Origin of the sequence: Pseudonocardia sp. NPDC046786, assembly GCF_040645415.1 — a bacterium.
GTDB lineage: Bacteria > Actinomycetota > Actinomycetes > Mycobacteriales > Pseudonocardiaceae > Pseudonocardia > Pseudonocardia kongjuensis.
Map to the genome: position 1 here is coordinate 28,770 of NZ_JBEYYF010000032.1, position 18,092 is coordinate 46,861.

Below are 18,092 nucleotides of genomic sequence, written 5' to 3' on the forward strand. Positions count from 1 at the left end.
CTATCATGATCAACTATCAGGGGTGTTGCGCTGACCGGTTGAGTCCATGGCTGGCCACTTTCAGATCCCGGACCTCACGTTCCAGGTCCTTGATCCGCTGTCGCTCGTCCGTGCTCGGCCCGGGCGCCTGCTGGGCATCGATCTGTGCCTGCACCGTCCACTGGCGCAGCGACTCGACACCCACACCTACCTTCGGGCCGATCGCTTGGCACGCCGCGTACACCGACCGGTACTCGTCAAGGTGGTCGAGCACCACCTTCACGGCCCGGAAACGCTGCTCGGGCGGATAGCGCTTGGGAATGATCCACATCCTCCGCTAGGAAGGAAGCGACACCGAACCCAGGACGGTTCACACACGCTGAGCCGGAGAGGTCGGTCCAACCTCGCTTCGCCTGTGGCCGTGCATGTCGATCACGACCTTTCCGCTGCCCGCTGCGTCCCGTGCGGTCTCGAACGCCGCGACAGCCTCGCCTGCCGGGATCACATGTGTGATGACCTGCTCGAGCTCCGGATGCTCGGCGAGGACACGTACCGCTTCGTCGATCTCCTGGTGGAACCGGAACGCCCCGACCAGGGCGGCTTCCTTGGCGACCAGCGGTGCCAGGCACACCGGTCGGGGCTGGTCCGGCACCATCCCGATCTGGACGACCGTCCCACGCCTGCGGACGGCGCGAACCGCGCCCGAGATCGCCGACGGCGCACCTGCGCACTCGAAGACGACGTCGAACCGCTCGTCCGGGACATCCTGCTCGGGGACGCGGATGACGGCATCCGCCCCCAGCTCCAGAGCCCGGGTGAGAGGTTCGGGCAGCACGTCGGAGACCGTCACGCGAGCAGCCCCGCGGATCCGGGCCGCCGCGGCCGTGAGCAACCCGATCGGCCCGGCGCCGGACACCAGGACCTCGGCGGAGTCGACCGAGCCCGCCCGGGACACCGCGTGCAGACCGACCGCCAACGGCTCGGCGAGCACGGCACGCCGCACCGGCAAGGCCTCCGGCAGGACGCGGACCATGCCGGAGTCGACGATGAGGTACTCGCTCATCGCCCCTTGCGTGTGCGGACGGGTCGATGCACTACCGAGGTAGGAGCCGCCCGGCCACAGGTGCGGATCGTCCTCGATGTGCGGCCGCGGTGTGCCGAAGCGGGCCGGGTGCACCGTGACCGGTGTCCCTGGCGCGAGTGTTCCCTCGGGGTCCAGGTCGACCTCCCCGGACAGCTCGTGCCCGGGGACCAGCGGTTCCCGGACGACGAACGCCCCGTTCGCGCCCTCGTAGTAGTAGTGCAGGTCCGAGCCGCAGATGCCGACGTAGTCGACCCGGAGCCGGATCTGGCCCGGTTCCGGCTCGGGCATCGGCACGCCTTCGAGACCGAGGTCCAGTTTCCCGTTGATCACGATCGATTGCACGGTGTACTCCTCTCACGAAGCGTCCGGTCAGACCACGGAGGTCATTCCGCCGTCCACGAAGATGTTCTGACCGCTCACGAAGTCACTCGCCGCCGAGCACAGGTAGATCAGGGTGCCGCGCAGCTCCTCGACCACGCCCCACCGGCCCGCCGGGGTGCGCCGCTCCACCCACTCGGTGAACTCCCGGTCCTCCACGAGGGCGCGGTTCATCTCGGTGGCGAAGTACCCGGGCGAGATCGTGTTCACCTGGATGTTGTGACGGGCCAGGTCGGCGGCCATGCCCCGGCTCAGCTGGGCGACGCCGCCCTTGCTCGCCGAGTACGGGGCGATCGTCTGGCGAGCCAGCTTGGACTGGACCGACGCGATGTTGACGATCTTCCCGGAGCCTCGCCGCACCATATCGGGGGTGACGAAACGGGAGACGTAGAACACGCTGGACAGGTTCGTGGTGACGACAGCGTCCCAGTCCTCGATCCCGAACTCGGAGAACGGCGCCCGCCGCTGCACGCCGGCGTTGTTGACCAGGATGTCCGGCACACCGTGCTCGGCGACGACCGCGGCGACGCCGCGCTCGACGGCCCCGGCGTCGGTGACGTCGAACAGGGCGACCGGCGGCCGGATGCCGGATGCCGCCTCGATCGCGTCGGCGGTCTCGGCCGCACCGGCGGCGTCCCGGCCGTGCACGACCACCGTCGCCCCCGCTTCGGCGAGTGCGAACGCCAGGCTGCGCCCGAGCCCTCGGGACGAGCCGGTGACCAGGGCCAGCCGACCACTCACGTCGAACATCGTTTCTCCTTCACCTGTCGGGGCTGTGATCCAGCTGATGCGGAGGTGCGGGGCTGCGCTCACACGAGCTGTACGAGCCCGAACAGCGCCGACGCCAGCCCGAAGCCGACCAGGGACTGGATCGACTGCTGCACGGTCCAGGTCTTGAGTGTGGTCTTGACGTCCATTCCCATCAGACGCCCGACCAGCCAGAACCCACTGTCGTTGACGTGGCCTGCGAACACCGACCCCGCCGCGGTGGCCAGCACGATGCACACGATCTCGACGCCGTTGTAGCCGCCCGCGGCGACGGCCGGGGCGACCAGGCCGGCTGCGGTGACCAACGCGACCGTGGCCGAACCCTGAGCCACCCGCAGCACCAACGCGATGACGTAGGCGGCCACGATCACCGGCAGCCCCACGGCAGACAACGTTCCGGAGAGCGCGTCACCGATCCCTGATGCTCGCAACACCCCACCGAACATGGCACCGGCACCGGTGATCAGGATGACCGAGCAGATGGGGCCGAGCGAACGATCCATCACCCGCTCCAGAGCGGTCCCGTCGGTCCCGCGCCGGAACCCGAGCACCACCATCGCCACCAGCACGGCGATGAGCAGCGCGATCGGGCTGTTGCCGATCAGGGTGAGCGACTGGACCCAGGTGGCGTCCCCGTCGACGACACCGCTCGAGGACAGCCCGGAGAGCCCGGTGTTGAGGAAGATCAACACCATCGGGACCGCGATGATCCCGGCCACGGTGCCGGCGCTGGGGGGATTCGCCGGTTGAACGTCGTCGCCGGACAGTCCGAACAGGCTCGGCACCGGGAGTGGGATCCGCCGGTCCACGAAGCGGGCCCAGGCGTATCCGGACACCAGCCAGGTCGGCATCGCGAGGATCAGGCCGAACAGCAGGACCAGCCCGAGGTCTGCTCCGAAGATCTCGGCCGCGGTGATCGGGCCCGGGTGTGGCGGCACGAACACGTGCATCACCGACAGGGCCGTCGCCGACGCCAGTCCGTACAGCAGGAGGTTTCCGCCCCCCATCCGTCGTGCCACGGCGAACACGATCGGGAGCATCACGACGAGCCCGGCGTCGAAGAACATGGGGAAGCCCATGATCAGTGACGCGACTCCGAGCGCGAACGGCGCGCGCTTCTCGCCGAACACGGCCACCAGACGTTCGGCGAGCACCCGGGCGCCGCCGCTGGATTCCACGATGCTCCCGAGCATGGCGCCGAGCCCGACCAGCAGGGCGACGCTGCCGAGCGTACCGCTGAAGCTGTCGACGAGGGTGTCCGACAGCTCCGACAGGGGCAGCCCCGTGACGACCGCGGTCAGCAACGAGACCAGGATCAGCACGATGAAGGGGTGCATCTTGAACCTGATCACGAGCAGCAGGATCAGGGCGATCGACGCGGCGGCGATGCCGAGCAGTGGCCCGGCACCCATCGTTTGCGTCCAGTCATCCATAACGTTCTCCGTTGAATCGTCGACCGTCGGTCGTCAGATGGGGTGACCCGTTGGGCGACGGCACCGCGCCGTCGGCGCCGGGATGGCGGCTGCCCGCCGATGGCCGTCGTCGGGCGGGGGCGCCGCCGGGGGTGGGGGACGCCGGGGTGCGCCGGCCGGACCCCCGCTGCACGGCGTGCCCGCCGAACCGGCTTCCCGCCGCCGCACCGTCGTGCGCGGCCGCGTCGCTGGGGGCCTGAGCCCTGCGATCAGGTCCGCCGGGTCCGTTCCGCTGCGGAGTCCCGTTCCGGCATCGGTGGTGGAACACGCTCTGGGATCCGGGTCGGGTCCCCAGCATCTGGCCATGGCGCTCCCCGCTCGATTCGTGGTGCCGGAGAACGGCTCCGGATTCCGTGCTCCGTGCTGGCGCTGGAACCAGACCGACAGTCGGCCATCCCGCTTCGAGTGGGAGGAGCTGTGGGGGCGGACTCGCTCAGTCGGCGGCATGGGGTGCTACCCGGCCCGACATGCCGGTCGTGTGGTAGCGAACCCGTCCGGTTCGGCGTCGACCACGTGCCGTGGTCACCGACCCGGCAGCCGCGGCACAGGCCGTCGGGCCGGTCGACAACCGCAACGCGAACGGGTCGGACAGCCGTGTCCCGCCGGGGTGAGTGAACATCGCCGCAACCTCTCAGGCTCGCCAACGGCTGAGGTGTAGCTTACTAATTTCATAGTACTTTTCAAGAGATGGATCAACTAAAATCATCTGTATCGAGCCAGACTTCGTCGTACGAACTATGAGATAGCGCCAGCTACCCCAAACCGCGGATGTCGACCACCGATTGCAGGCAGGCCCCGGTTCGGGGGCCGACCGGCGACACCCTCGGATCCCAGGGGCGCGGCATGCCGTACGTGCCATCGGTGACGGGTCGACCCGCGCGTCTCAACCCGGCGCGAACCCTGCCCAGTCCCCCTGGGACGGCGCCGAACAACGGGCCGGCCCCGCCCGGCCGAACCGCCGGAGCACCAGGGCCCGATGTCCGCGCCCGGACACGGCTCGTCGGTCCCCAGGCAGCCCGCCGCGCGCCACGAGAGTGCCCTTATCCGTCGCCCCCGAGCCGGAGCGCGGCGATGATCTCTTCGCACTGCTCGGCGGGCGACCTGTCGATCCCGATCTCCAGGCCGTTCTCGTCCGGTTCCAGCGGGTCCAGATCGGCCAGCTGCGAGTCCAGCAGCGCCGCGGGCATGAAGTGACCGAGGCGGGCGCCGAGCCGCGTCTCGAGCGTGTCCCGGTCCCCGGCGAGGTGCACGAACACGGTTCCCTCGCCGCGGATCCGCTCCCGGTAGCCGCGCTTGAGCGCCGAGCAGGTGACGATCGCCGGAGCGCCGCGGTCGGCGTGCCCGGCGATCCAGGCGGCGACGGCGTCGAGCCACGGCCACCGGTCGTCGTCGGTCAGCGGGATCCCGGCACTCATCTTGGCCACGTTGGACTCCGGATGGAACGCGTCGCCCTCCGCGAAGTCCCAGCCGAGCGTGCCCGCCAGCAGCGCCGCGACCGTCGACTTGCCGGAACCGGACACGCCCATCAGCACCACGCTCGGCGCCACGCCGGGTTCGGGCCCCGTCACAGGACGAGGCCGAGCATCATGGTGAGCACGAGACCGACCACCGAGATCACGGTCTCCATCACCGACCACGTCCTGATCGTCTCACCGATCGTCATCCCGAAGTACTCCTTCACCATCCAGAACCCTGCATCGTTGACGTGCGAGAAGAACAGCGACCCCGCACCGATCGCCAGCACCAGCAACGACACCTGGGCAGGCTCCACGCCGGTCATCAACGGGACCAGGATCCCGGCCGCAGTCACCGTCGCCACCGTCGCCGAACCGGTCGCCAACCGGATGAACACCGCGATCAGCCACCCCAGCAACAGCACCGACAACCCGCTGTCCACGACGAACGCCGCGATCAGGTCCCCGATCTTCGTGTCGATCAGCGTCTGCTTGAAGCCGCCACCCGCGGCCACGATCAGCAGGATCCCGGCGATCGGCGGCAGCGACCTCTCCACCGACGCCATGATCGCCCGAGCGCCCATCCCGGCACCGCGACCGAACGTGAACAACGCCGTCCCGACCGCGATCAGCAACGCGATCAACGGCGTACCCAGGAAGTCCAGCACCGTGCGCAGCAGCATCCCGTCCGTCAGGAAGATCTCGGCCAGCGCCTTACCCATCATCAACACCACCGGCAGCAGCACGGTCGCCACCGTCACCCCGAACCGCGGGCGCGTGACCGTACGCTGCTCCACCGCAGTCGACCCGGAGTTCGAACCACCTGCAGGTCCGGGCCCACCGGTGAACAGGTCCGGCGGGGGCGAACTCACCCAACGCGCGGCGTAGCGCGCGAACATCGGCCCGGCGATCGCCACCGCCGGGACCGCGATCCCCAGCCCGAGCCCCAGCGTGATCCCCAAGTTCGCGTCCAGCGCGTCGATCGCCACCAACGGCCCCGGATGCGGCGGCACGAACCCGTGCATGACCGACAACCCCGCCAGCGCAGGCGCCCCGACCGCCATCAACGACCGCCCGGACCGCCGCGCCACGAGGAGGATCACCGGAAGCAGCAGCACCAGACCGATCTCGAAGAACATCGGCAGCCCGATCAGCGAACCGACCAGAGCCATCGCCCACGGCAGACTGCGCGGGCTGGACCGCCCGATGATCGTGTCCACGATCTGGTCGGCCCCGCCCGAATCAGCCAACAGCTTGCCGAACATCGCGCCCAGCGCGATCAACGTCCCGACACTGCCCGCCGTGCTGCCGAACCCCTTCGCGAACGACTCGACCGCCGTGCCGGCAGGCAACCCCGCAATCCCCGCAACGGTCAACGACCCCACGGTCAACCCCAGGAACGGGTGCAGCTTCACCCACGTGATCAACACGACCAGCACCGCGACACCCACCACCGCCGCGCCGACCAACCGCGGGCCGGACGCCGTGACCGGCGCGGCCTGAGCGAGCCACGACGCTGTCATGCCCGCTGCTCCGCTCCACACACGGCGACGGTCGCGGGAGCGTCCGGGGCGTCACCCGGTCCCCCGATCTCACCGGGCGCGCCGGTCGGGCCTGCCGCGATCTTGACCTCGTGCCCGCCGAACTGCCTGCGCAGCGCCGCCACCGCACGCATGGCGGGCGAGGACTCCTGCCGGGATGCGAACCGGGCGAACAGGGCCGCCGAGATCACCGGGAGCGGCACCGCGTGCGTGATCGCCTCCTCGATCGTCCAGCGGCCCTCCCCCGAGTCGTCGACATAGTCGTCGAGCCCGGCCAGCGTCGGATCGTCGGACAGTGCACGGACAAGCAGGTCCAGCAGCCAGGACCGGACGACGGTGCCGCGCGACCACGCCTGCAGCACGGCGGGTACGTCGTCGACCAGGTCCGCCGCCTCGAGCAGCTCGAAGCCCTCGGCGTAGGCCTGCATCAGCCCGTACTCGATCCCGTTGTGCACCATCTTCGAGAAGTGCCCCGCGCCGACCGGCCCGGCGTGCGCGAAGCCCTCCTCACGCGGCCCGTCCGGACGCAGCGCGTCGAAGATCGGCATGGCCCGCTGGATGTCCTCCGGAACGCCCCCCACCATGAGCCCGTAGCCGTTGTCCCTGCCCCATACCCCGCCCGACACACCGCAGTCGAGGTATCGGATCCCACTCCGGTCGAGAAGTGCGGCGTTCGGCCCGTCGTCGGTGTAGCGGGAGTTGCCGCCCTCGATGACCAGGTCGCCGTCGTCGAGGACCGTCGCCAGATCTCGGACGGTGTCCCGGGTGACCGCACCCGACGGCACCATGACCCAGACCACGCGCGGGGCGGACAGGGCACCGGCGAGCGACTCCAGCGAGTCGACGTCGCTGATCTCGGGGCGGGGGTCGAAGCCGACCACCTCGTGGCCGGCCGCACGCAACCGGTCACGCATGTTGCCACCCATCTTGCCCAGACCGATCATGCCGAGTTGCATGGTCTCTCCCAGGTGTGCGGTGAGCGGCTGTCCTGTGCGTCATGCCCGCCGACGAGACGGGTCAGCAGCTCTGTCAGTTCGTGCGGTGAGTCGACCCGGACGTGGCTCAGTGCGACCAGCTCCGGTACCGCTGCGTCGTTGAGCACCGCGACCGCGAGCCCGTCGAAGTCGGGCCGCCGGGCCACCTCGTCGTGGATCGCGCGGAACGCCGGGAGGTCACCGACGTCGTCGCCCACGTAGACCGCCGCGGCGACCTCGGCGATCCCGGCCCGCACGACGTCACCCTTGTCGCCCTCGACCGGCATGGCCAGCTCGACGACCATGCGCCCGGTCAGCAGCCGCAGCCCCGACCGCACGGCCCTCTCGGACGCCCACCGCTCGACGGGTTCCTGCGCCGTGGGCCGCGTGCGGTAGTGAACGGTCATCGAGACACCCTTGTCCTCGATCACCAGGTCGGGGAACACGTCCCGCGCGGCCGCGACCGCCGCGGCCAGAGTCGACGCGTGCCGAGCGACCGACGGGTGGCTCCCGACCACCCCGTCGACCCGCCACTGCATCCCGTACGCCCCGTACAGGTCGCAGTCCAGCTCCGGAAGCACCGACTCCAGGAACGACACCGGCCTGCCGGACACGATGCACAGCCGTCCCACGGTCGAGGCGATCCGGCGCAGCTGCCCGACGAGTTCCGGCAGCGGGCGGGACAGCCCGGGGTCGTCCTGGATCGGGGCGAGCACGCCGTCGAAGTCCAGGAAGAACGCGCACCGGCGCGGATCGGTGCGGATGCGCTCGGCCGTCTGCTCGAACGCGTCCGTGTGCGGGACCACGACGCTCCCGGCCTCGTCACCGGGTGCGTTCATCTCAGGTCCCGTACGGCGTCGAGCCGTGTCCGTACCGACTCCAGCAGCTGGGACCACGACTGCTCGAACTTCGCGACGCCCTCGCTCTCCAGCGTGGCGAACACGTCGGCGAGGTCGACGCCCACATCGGTCACCGCGTCGAACACCTCCCGCGCCGCCGCTGACCGGCCGGTCACCCGGTCGCCCCGGACCGTCCCGTGGTCGGCGAACGCGTCGAGCGTGGCCTCCGGCATCGTGTTCACGGTGCCGGCGACGACCAGGTCGGTGACGTAGAGCGTGTCGGGGTAGTCGGGGTTCTTCACTCCGGTGGACGCCCACAACGGGCGCTGCACGGTCGCGCCGTTCGCATGCAGGGCCTCCCAGCGCTTGCCGGAGAACGCCTCCTGGAACGCCGCGTAGGCCAGCACCGAGTTCGCGATCGCCGCCTTGCCCTTGAGCTCCACGGCCGCACCACCGAGCGTGTCGAGCCGTCGGTCGATCTCGGTGTCGACGCGCGAGACGAAGAAGCTCGCCACGGAGCTGATCGTGTCCAGGTCGTGGCCGTTGGCGGCGGCCAGGTCGAGGCCGTCCAGGTAGGCACCGATCACCTCGCGGTAGCGCTCCACCGAGAAGATCAATGTGACGTTCACGCTCACGCCGTCGGCGATCACTCGCGTGATCGCAGGCAAGCCCTCCCGCGTCGCCGGGATCTTGACCAGCAGGTTGGGCCGGTCGACCGCCTTCCACAGGTCGAGCGCCTCGGCGACCGTCCCCGCGGTGTCGTGGGCGAGCCGCGGGTCGACCTCGATCGACACCCGCCCGTCGACGCCGCGCGTGGCCGCCCAGGTACTGGTGAGGTAGTCGCAGGCCCGCTGCACGTCGGCGACGGTGATCTCGCGGACCGCGTCGTCCACCGACGACCTGCGGGCGCTGAGCTCGCGTACCTGCGCGTCGTACGCCGTCCCGACGGACAGCGCCGACGCGAAGATCGTCGGGTTGGTCGTCACCCCGACGACGTGTCTGTCGGCGACGAGGGACTGCAGGTTCCCGGAGGTCAGCCGCTCCCGGGAGAGATCGTCCAGCCAGATGGAGACACCGGCGTCCGCCAGGTCCCCGAGTCGGTCAGTCATGTCGTCGTCCCTCCAGGGTTGCTCGTCGCGATGCTCCGGAGGGCGGCCGCCACCGCCTCCTCCGTGGTGAACCCGAACTCGCGGAACAAGGTCCGGTGGTCCGCGCTGGCGCCGTAGTGCTCGATCGAGATCCGCTCACCCGCGTCGCCGGTGTACCGGAACCACGGCATCGCGATCCCGGCCTCCACGCTGACCCGCGCACGGACCTCGGGAGGCAGCACCGATGCGCGGTACTCCTCGTCCTGTTCCTCGAACCACTCGAAGCACGGCATCGACACCACGCGGGTGGGGACGCCGTCGGCCTCGAGGACCGTCCGGGCGTCGACCGCGATCTGCAGCTCGGACCCGGTGGCCATGAGGATCACCCGAGGCTCGGCCGTCGAGGCGTCGGCGAGCACGTACCCGCCCCGGGCGACGCCGTCGGCCGACGTTCCCGCCAGCACCGGGACGGCCTGCCGGGTCAGCGCGATCCCGACCGGGCCGTCGGCCCGCTCCAGCGCCGCGCGCCACGCATGGGAGGTCTCGTTGGCGTCACCCGGCCGCACGACCGCCAGGCCGGGGATCGCCCGCAACGCGGCGAGGTGCTCGACCGGCTGGTGAGTGGGACCGTCCTCGCCCAGACCGATCGAGTCGTGCGTCCACACGTGGACGACCGGCGTCCGCATCAGCGCGCCCAACCGCACGGCGCCCCGCATGTAGTCGCTGAACGTGAGGAACGTGCCGCCGTAGGGACGGGTCGGTCCGTGCAGTGCGATGCCGTTCAGGATCGCGGCCATGGCGTGCTCGCGGATGCCGAAGTGCAGCGTGCGCCCGTAGGGCCGGGTCGTCCACGTCCGGGTGCCGATCGAGGCAGGCCCGAACGAGTCCGCGCCGGCCATCGTCGTGTTGTTGCTCTCGGCGAGGTCGGCCGACCCGCCCCACAGCTCCGGGAGAACGTCGGTGAGCGCGTCCAACACCGCCTGTGACGCCTTGCGGGTGGCGACGCCCGCCTGCGCCGCCCCCCAGCGGGGCAGCACCTTGGCCCATCCGTGCGGGAGGGCGCCTGCACGCAGCCGGTCCAGCAACTCCTTGCGGTCCGGCTCGCGCGCCGCCCAGTCGTCGAACTCCTCCTGCCACGCCACGTGGGCGGCTCGGCCGCGATCGGCGACCGAGCGCGCGTGCGCCAATACCTCGTCCTCGACGACGAACGAGCGCTCCGGGTCGAAGCCGAGGAACGACTTGACGGCGGCGACCTCGTCGGCGCCCAGTGCCGCGCCGTGCGCCGCTCCGGTGTTCTGCAACGTCGGGGCAGGCCAGCCGATGACCGTGCGCAGCAAGATGATCGACGGCCGGTCGGTCACCTCACGGGCGGCCGCGAGCGCGGCCAGGATACCGGTGACGTTGTTGCCGCCCTCGACTCGCTGGACGTGCCACCCGTATGACTCGTACCGCAGCGCGACGTCCTCGGACAGCGCGACGGCGGTGTCGCCCTCGATCGAGATCCGGTTGTCGTCGTAGACGAGGGTGAGGTTGCCCAGCTGCTGCGTTCCGGCCAGCGAGCTCGCCTCCGAGGTGATGCCCTCCTCGATGTCGCCGTCCGATGCCACCACGTAGATGTGGTGGTCGAACGGGCTCTGCCCGGGCGGGGCGTCGGGGTCGAACAGACCGCGCTCGCGGCGGGCGGCCATCGCCATACCCACCGCGGAGGCCAGCCCCTGCCCCAACGGACCGGTCGTGATCTCCACACCGGCCGTGTGCCCGTGCTCCGGGTGGCCGGGAGTCGCCGACCCCCACGTCCGCAGCGCGGCGATGTCTCCGATCTCCAGCCCGTAGCCGGAGAGGAACAGCTGCAGGTACAGGGTGAGGCTGGAGTGCCCGCAGGACAGGACGAACCGGTCGCGGCCGATCCAGTCCGGGTCGCCGGGGTCGTGTCGCATCACGCGCTGGTACAGCGCGTAGGCGAGCGGTGCGAGGCTCATCGCGGTGCCGGGATGACCGTTGCCCACGTTCTGCACGGCGTCCGCCGCGAGTACGCGGACGGTGTCGACCGCACGGGTGTCCAGGTCGGTCCAGTCGTCCGGCGTGCGGATCGCGGTCAGCCGTTCGATGTCGCTGTGGGCGGCGCTGTTCTCGTCGTGCACGCGTAGCGCTCCCATCACGTTCGGCGGGCCAGTTCGAGTCGGCCGAGGCCGGTGAGATCCACGTCGTCGAGGGTCGTCACGACCAGGTCCGCTCCCTCGGCCTGGAGCAACGCCGCGTCGTCGTGCCGGGCCAGCCCGATCGCGGCGCAGCGGGCGGCCTTCGCCGCCTGCACGCCGCTGACCGCGTCCTCGACGACGACGCAGGCGTGAGGCGGGATGCCCAGCTCGTCCGCCGCCGTCCGGAAGATCTCGGGGTCCGGCTTGCCCCTGATGAGGTCTCGTCCCGAGATGTCCACGTCGAACACGTCGAGCAGGGTCGTCCCGTCTTCGACCGCCCCGGAGGGGAACCCCTCCTCCGCCGCGAACGTGTCCAGGCGGATCCTGCTGAGGAACAGCCCGGCGTTCTTCGACGAGGACGCGGCCGCGATGCGCATGCCGGCGGCCCGCACAGCGAGCACGAACCGCAGCGCGTCCGGGTAGGCACGGAACCGCCCGTCGTGGATCAGCTCCACCACCATGGCCTGCTTGCGTTCGGCGTAGCGGACCGCGCGGGTGTCGGCGTCCGGGATACCGAAGTGCGCCAACGCGTCCCGTGCGCCCTCCATCCGAGGTTTCCCGCTCATCACCTCCTGGTAGGTCCGCGGCGTGAACCGGTCGACCGACCATGACGTCCGTCCGGCCAGGTCGGCCCACTCCCCGCTCATCAGCGTGCGCAGCGACTCCCGCCACGCGACCTCGTGCGGCGAATCGACCAGCACCCCGTCGACATCGAAGATCATTCCGCTGAACCCGTTCGGCACCGTCGGGTCTCCTCTCATCGGTTCGCGCCCCCGGCCGTCGCGAGCTCGGGGCCGATCGCGTGGTGGTCTCCTGGGCCCAGCGTCACGGCACCGTCCGGGCCCGCGATGCGGACCGGGTTGCGGAAGCCCTCCGGGAGGGCGGCCACATCGAGCAGGCCGTCGCGCACCGTGAGTCGCAGCGACGTGCCGCGGAACTGGAACGGCATGACGAGGCCTTCGAGCCGCTCGAGCAGCCTCGGACGCACGTGCAGGACACCGTCCCGGACGGAGATCCCCAGGAATCCGCGCTGGACCAGGTCCAGCGTTCCGGCCATGACACCCATGTGGATGCCCTCCTTCGTGGTGCCGCCCTGGACGTCGCCGACGTCACTCTCCAGCGCCTGCTGGAACCGGTTCCACGCGTCCTCGGGACTCCGCTCGGCGAGCGCCGCGGCGAACGTGACGAGACTCAGCGTGGAACCGTGCGATGTGCGCCGGTCGTAGTAGTCGATCGTCCGCCGCGCGACGTCGGCGTCGTGGGCGTAGCCGAGCCGGTCGAAGATCTCGTGCAGTTCCGACTCGGTGAACAGGTAGTAGAGCATCACCGTGTCGGCCTGCTTGGACAGCTGATAGCGGTCCGGGTCGTCGCCCTCGGCCCGCAGGATGCGGTCCAGCCGCCCGATCCGCCGGTACGTCGCGCGGTAGCGCTCCCAGTCCAGCTCCGCGAGCTGGTCGTACCGCTCGAACTGGCTGATCACCCCGTCGTGGAACGGCACGAACATCCGCCGGGCCATGTCGTGCCACAGCGCGAGCTCGCCCGTCGTCAGACCGAGCCGTGTGAGCAGTGCCGCCCGCCTGCTGGACGGGAGGAGATCGAGCACGGTCGGGGCGATATGCGCGATCCAGGCGACCATCACGTTCGTGTAGGCGTTGTTGGACAGTCCCGGATCCGCGGCGCCGGGATAGCGCTCGTGGAACTCGTCGGGACCCATCACACCATGGATCTCGTAGCGACCCCGCTCCGGCGACAGCCTCGCGATCGACGCCCAGAAGCGTGCGATCTCGAGCATCAGCTCGGCGCCGTAGTCCCGGATGAACTCCAGGTCGTCGGTCGCCTGGTAGTACTGCCAGACGCTGTAGAAGATCGCAGCGCTGACATGGCGCTGGTTGTGACTGTGGTCGGGATCCCACTGACCGGACAGCGGGTTCAGGTGGACGACCTGGGTCTCCTCCGTCCCGTCGCTGCCGCTCTGCCAGGGGAACATCGCCCCGCGATAGCCTGCCTCCGCCGCGGCCGCCCTTGCCTCGGCCAGCCGACGGTAGCGGTACATGAGTAGCCCGCGCGTCACCGCCGGGAGCCGGGAGTTGAAGAACGGGTAGACGTAGAGCTCGTCCCAGAACACGTGCCCTCGGTAGGCCTCGCCGTTCAGGCCGCGGGCAGGCACCCCCGCGTCGTGCCGTGCGGTGTGCCAGGACCCCACCTGCAAGAGGTGCGCGGCGTGCAGCCGGAGCAGGAACTCCGTTCGGGGCTCTGTCGGCAGACGCACGTCGCAGAAGTCCCATGCCTCCGCCCAGGCCGCCCGGTGCTCGGCGAGCGCCTCCGCGAAGTCCGGGTAGCGGTTGACGTGACGCCCCGCGGCCGAGAGCGGCTCGGTGATCGCGTTGTCGTGCGAGGTGAACAGTGCGACGAGTTTCTCCACCCGCACCGGCACGCCCTCGTCGACGTCGAACGCGAGCACCTGCTGGATGTAGTCCTCCATCTGGTAGAGGCCACGCCGTGGCTCGAGCGATTCCCCGCCACGGAACACCCGCGTGCGCGCTGCCTGTCCGATGTAGATGCCCGACTGGCGGGTCATGCACTTGAGCGCGATGGTCTCCGGCCCGAACGTGCGCGGTGACACCGGGCTCAGGTGCCGGCCCTCGAGGTCGCGGTACCGCACCACCATGTCGTTCGTGACCCGCCCGTCGAGTGCGGAGACGATCTCCACCCGACCCGACCAGTTGCGGGCCGTGAGCGTCCACTCGATGGCGCCCTGATGGCTGTGGGCCATGCTGACGAAGCGACGGCTGTGCAGCGACGTCTCGCGGCCCTGCTGGTCGCTGAACCGCAGCTCACGCTCGACGACGGCGCTGCGGACGTCGTACCGGTGCCGGTAGCTCGACAGCGAGGCCGTCTCCAGCCGGATCGCGTCCTCACCTTCGATCCGCAACTTGAGCACGAGCCAGTTCGGCAGATTGACCAGGTCCTCGTTGAGGACCGGGCGTCCACCCATGATCGTGGTCTCGCGGTTGAAGCCACCGTGGACGTATGTGCCCGGGTAGTGGACCTCGCCGGCGTCCTCCCACTCGGCCGCGCCGCGCGTGCAGAAGTACCCGTTCCCGGTCGAGGTCAGCGCCTCGCGCAGACCCTCTTCGGCGGGGTCGAACCCCGTGTAGACGAGCTCGTCGGTCACGGTCGCCACCCGGCCGACCCGCTTGACAGCGACAACGTCGACATCTCCTTTCACATGGTCCTGTGGACGCGTGCCTGCCACGAGGGATCGCTCCCACGACCGGCGAGCACCCGACGTCCGGCCGGGGGCCGCGACGACGACACATCGCAGAACCGCTGGTACGCGACGCGCTGCGCACATTCACAGACAGCGCGCGCCGGGCGTCCACTCCTCCAGCACCCGAACGGCCTGATCGCGGACTGGTCCCGCTCGACGGTTCCTTGCTCCGCCGAGCCCGACGACTCCTGCACCCCGGACACGAACTGATCCACGACTCTCACCGGAGAATTGATCACATTCGCCACAACGCCGGGTTCATCAGCCTCGAGTGGTTCGAGAGTGGCCTGCTGCGTGGAACGATCGGCGCGGGCGGCAGCCGGTCGGCTGTCACGCTCTGCTCCCCGTGCACGTGGAGGGACGTGACCGTCGACGCAGCGTCCCGGAGGATCTCCCGGTGGTTGCGCCTCAACGCGGAGCGCCCGACCGCACGGCCGGTCGTCGAACGATCCGCCGACCACGCCGCAACGGCCTTCGACCACGGGCGGCGGTCGTCCTCGTCGAGTGACGTCCCCCTGGCCGCCTTCGGGGCGGCGGCCGGTGAGCGGACGTCGTCAGCATCCGCGGTCGGCAGACCTGGCCGATCTGCAGACATCGATCCAGCCACGGCTTTCCCCACACTCGATACCCCGATCACCGCGACCAGGGGAGGGCACTGACAGGCAGGGGGAGATGACATCGTCGTAACCCCTTCGTTACCACTGCGGAAGTGGAGTCATAGTGCCTCAAACATCTGCCATATACAACACTGCTCCACAAAAATCTGCTATATCAGCATTCCTGCTATTCCGGTGGCGACGCACCAACACCGCGGCCCGACCCCCGCGGGCATTGCCGGCTCTTCCGGAAATGGAGTGCAGGTGAGGGCGTGACCGGTCGCGAGAGTGGGCTCGTGTCGCTGCGCTGAGGTGGGCCTCGAGAAGTTGATGATGCAGGTTCCTCCGCCGAACACCATCAACGAGTGGCCGACACGCTCGTCCGCACCGTCGAACTCGGCGTACGGATCACCGACGCCGCCGTTCACGACGAGACCACGGTGCTGTGGTGCGACCTGCTCACCGACGGCCCCGACACGTGTCCGGTGTGTGGGCCGGTCGGGGTCCACCGCGACAGCGTCGAACGACGTGTCGTCGAACGACGTGTCGTCGAACGACGTGTCACTGACGTCCCGGTGGTCGGGCACCCGCTGCAGCTACGAGTCCGGGTCCCGCACTACCCCAGTGTCCACGACGGCTGCGCGCGGGAGGTCGTCGCCCACGACCGCAGCCGGCTGATCCCTGCGAGGGCGTCGACCACCCGCCCGTGCGCGGAGTATGTGTTGCAGCGCTTGGCGATCGACAAGGCCACCGTGGCCGCGGTCGCCCGCAAGCTGGGCCGCTCCTGCGACACCGTCAACAGTGGGCGTTTTCATCCTGCTTGACGACACGGGCGACAGGTGACCGCCAACGCGAGGTGGTGCACGCGTGACGACTCCTACCGCAGGTCATGCGGCCCGGTACCCGACCGGGCGACACAGCTGGAGCGGTGCCGTGACCTGCACGAACAGCAGGTGGAGGTGCAGCCGGCGTGCCACGCGCGCGACGGAGCACCCCTCGGTCCGCTCGTCGTCGCCCGCTCCGGGCATCGCTGCTGTGTCCACCGGCCTTCTCCGCGCTACGGGATGGTCCCCGTCATCGCAGGGACCACCTCATTCCATCGCCGAGTACCCCACCGGTCGTGTCACATCCGGACGCGGCTCAGATCTGCAGGAAGACCGTCTCCCCGTCGCCACGGAGCCGGATGTCGAAGCGGTAGCGGCCCGCGCCGTCGGGCTCCGCGAGCAGCGTGTGCCGCCGCTCCCCGGGCACCGCGGCCAGCACCGGGTCGGTCGCGTTGGCCTCGGCGAAGTCCGGGAAGTAGATGCGGGTGACGACCCGGTCGAGCAGTCCCCTGGCGAACACCGAGACGTCGATGTGCGGGGCCTGCGCGGGATCGTCACCGAACCCGGGCAGCGGGCCGGGCAGCAGCGTCCGGACGCTCCAGTGGCCCTCGTCGTCGGTCGGGGCCCGCCCGAACGCGCGGAAACCGGGGTACTCGGAGCCCTCCCGGGCGGCCGCCCTGCGCGGGTCGTCGGGATGGTCGAACCGGCCGGCCGGATCCGCCTGCCAGGTCTCGATCACCGCGTCGACGACGGGTGCGCCCTGGCCGTCGTAGACCGTCCCGCCGATCACGACGGCGCCCGGCGTCCCCTCCGGGACGACGTCCGGCCCGTCCGGCCACGGCAGGCCCAGCGAGAGGTACGGGCCGACGGTCTGGGACGGCGTGAGGTCCAGCTGCGTGGCGCTCATGCGTGCGGCTCCTCGAACGGCGTCTGTCCCCGGCCGCGCAGGACGATGTCGAACCGGAAGGCCAGCGCCCACTCCGGCCGGGTGGCATCCAGGTCGAACGTCGACACCAGGCGGTGCCGTGCCTGCTCGGGCACCGAGTTGAAGATCGGGTCCTGACCGAACAGCGGGTCGTCCGGGAAGTACATCTGGGTCACCAGCCGCTGGGTGAACGCCCGTCCGAACAGCGAGAAGTGGATGTGCGCCGGCCGCCACGCGTTGTGGTGGTTCCCCCACGGATAGGCGCCCGGCTTGATCGTGGTGAACGAGTAGTTGCCCAGCTTGTCGGTGATCACCCGGCCGCCGCCGGTGAAGTTCGGGTCCAGCGGCGCCGGCCAGTTGTCCCACCGGTGCGCGTACCGGCCCGCCGCGTTGGCCTGCCAGATCTCGACCAGCGTGCCGGGGAGCGGACGACCGTCGGAGTCGAGCACCCGCCCGAAGACGACGATGCGCTGCCCCTGCGCCTCGCCGTGCTCACCGATCGTCAGGTCGTCGTCACCGGGACGCACCGGTCCGGTCAGCAGCGGCCCGGTGACCTCGGTCAACCGGTCCGGGAGCACCACCGGCTGCTGCTGCGGTGCACGGAGACCGGTGCTCCGGTACCCGGGTGACTCGAGCGGCGGATGCGTGCCGTCGGGCGCCGGGAGGTAGCCCGGTGGGTGCAGGACTGGCGGAGTCATCGG

At 70.2% G+C, this 18,092-nt stretch carries 15 protein-coding genes; 1 reads left to right on the forward strand and 14 read right to left on the reverse strand.

What is annotated here, in order from left to right:
- Window positions 1-16 precede the first annotated feature (16 nt).
- From ABZ881_RS27665 to ABZ881_RS27720, 12 genes are all read right to left on the reverse strand, one after another.
- The gene (locus tag ABZ881_RS27665; RefSeq protein ID WP_358488618.1) at window positions 17-310 is read right to left on the reverse strand and encodes a transposase; all 294 of its coding nucleotides are present in this window, start codon (window positions 308-310) and stop codon (window positions 17-19) included.
- Window positions 311-349: 39 nt separating this feature from the next.
- Window positions 350-1,405 (reverse strand): zinc-binding dehydrogenase, encoded by a 1,056-nt coding sequence (locus tag ABZ881_RS27670; RefSeq protein WP_358488619.1) that lies wholly within the window; start codon window positions 1,403-1,405, stop codon window positions 350-352.
- 27 nt (window positions 1,406-1,432) lie between these two features.
- Window positions 1,433-2,191 (reverse strand): SDR family oxidoreductase, encoded by a 759-nt coding sequence (locus ABZ881_RS27675; protein WP_358488620.1) that lies wholly within the window; start codon window positions 2,189-2,191, stop codon window positions 1,433-1,435.
- Window positions 2,192-2,250: 59 nt separating this feature from the next.
- Window positions 2,251-3,642 (reverse strand): GntP family permease, encoded by a 1,392-nt coding sequence (locus ABZ881_RS27680; protein WP_358488622.1) that lies wholly within the window; start codon window positions 3,640-3,642, stop codon window positions 2,251-2,253.
- A 1,079-nt stretch (window positions 3,643-4,721) separates the two neighbouring features.
- On the reverse strand, window positions 4,722-5,249 hold the full coding sequence (locus ABZ881_RS27685; protein WP_358488623.1) for a gluconokinase: 528 nt from the start codon (window positions 5,247-5,249) through the stop codon (window positions 4,722-4,724).
- Window positions 5,246-6,658 (reverse strand): gluconate:H+ symporter, encoded by a 1,413-nt coding sequence (locus ABZ881_RS27690; RefSeq protein ID WP_358488624.1) that lies wholly within the window; start codon window positions 6,656-6,658, stop codon window positions 5,246-5,248. The genes ABZ881_RS27685 and ABZ881_RS27690 overlap by 4 nt, the downstream gene beginning before the upstream one ends.
- A complete protein-coding gene (gene gnd, locus ABZ881_RS27695) occupies window positions 6,655-7,632 on the reverse strand; it encodes a phosphogluconate dehydrogenase (NAD(+)-dependent, decarboxylating) (protein ID WP_358488626.1) in 978 nt (325 codons plus the stop codon). The genes ABZ881_RS27690 and gnd overlap by 4 nt, the downstream gene beginning before the upstream one ends.
- Window positions 7,617-8,489, reverse strand: coding sequence for a trehalose-phosphatase (gene otsB / locus ABZ881_RS27700; protein WP_358488627.1), 873 nt, complete (start codon window positions 8,487-8,489; stop codon window positions 7,617-7,619). The genes gnd and otsB overlap by 16 nt, the downstream gene beginning before the upstream one ends.
- Window positions 8,486-9,598 carry a transaldolase gene (gene tal / locus ABZ881_RS27705; RefSeq protein ID WP_358488628.1) on the reverse strand — a complete coding sequence of 371 codons (1,113 nt, stop codon included), beginning with the start codon at window positions 9,596-9,598 and terminating at the stop codon, window positions 8,486-8,488. The genes otsB and tal overlap by 4 nt, the downstream gene beginning before the upstream one ends.
- The gene (gene tkt / locus ABZ881_RS27710) at window positions 9,595-11,685 is read right to left on the reverse strand and encodes a transketolase (protein WP_358488647.1); all 2,091 of its coding nucleotides are present in this window, start codon (window positions 11,683-11,685) and stop codon (window positions 9,595-9,597) included. The genes tal and tkt overlap by 4 nt, the downstream gene beginning before the upstream one ends.
- Window positions 11,686-11,732: 47 nt before the next feature.
- Window positions 11,733-12,518 carry an HAD-IA family hydrolase gene (locus ABZ881_RS27715; RefSeq protein WP_358488629.1) on the reverse strand — a complete coding sequence of 262 codons (786 nt, stop codon included), beginning with the start codon at window positions 12,516-12,518 and terminating at the stop codon, window positions 11,733-11,735.
- A 14-nt stretch (window positions 12,519-12,532) separates the two neighbouring features.
- Window positions 12,533-14,950: a glycosyl hydrolase family 65 protein gene (locus ABZ881_RS27720; RefSeq protein WP_358488630.1), complete on the reverse strand. Its 2,418-nt coding sequence runs from the start codon at window positions 14,948-14,950 to the stop codon at window positions 12,533-12,535.
- A gap of 1,057 nt (window positions 14,951-16,007) precedes the next feature.
- Between ABZ881_RS27720 and ABZ881_RS27725 the strand changes: the two genes are divergently transcribed.
- Window positions 16,008-16,466: a hypothetical protein gene (locus ABZ881_RS27725; protein WP_358488632.1), complete on the forward strand. Its 459-nt coding sequence runs from the start codon at window positions 16,008-16,010 to the stop codon at window positions 16,464-16,466.
- Window positions 16,467-16,782: 316 nt separating this feature from the next.
- Here ABZ881_RS27725 and pcaG read toward each other — a convergent pair whose 3' ends face one another.
- Together pcaG and pcaH are read right to left on the reverse strand one after the other, a co-directional pair.
- The gene (pcaG, locus tag ABZ881_RS27730; RefSeq protein WP_358488633.1) at window positions 16,783-17,373 is read right to left on the reverse strand and encodes a protocatechuate 3,4-dioxygenase subunit alpha; all 591 of its coding nucleotides are present in this window, start codon (window positions 17,371-17,373) and stop codon (window positions 16,783-16,785) included.
- Complete coding sequence (gene pcaH / locus ABZ881_RS27735; RefSeq protein WP_358488635.1) at window positions 17,370-18,089, reverse strand: protocatechuate 3,4-dioxygenase subunit beta; 720 nt, start codon at window positions 18,087-18,089, stop codon at window positions 17,370-17,372. The genes pcaG and pcaH overlap by 4 nt, the downstream gene beginning before the upstream one ends.
- Window positions 18,090-18,092 lie beyond the last annotated feature (3 nt).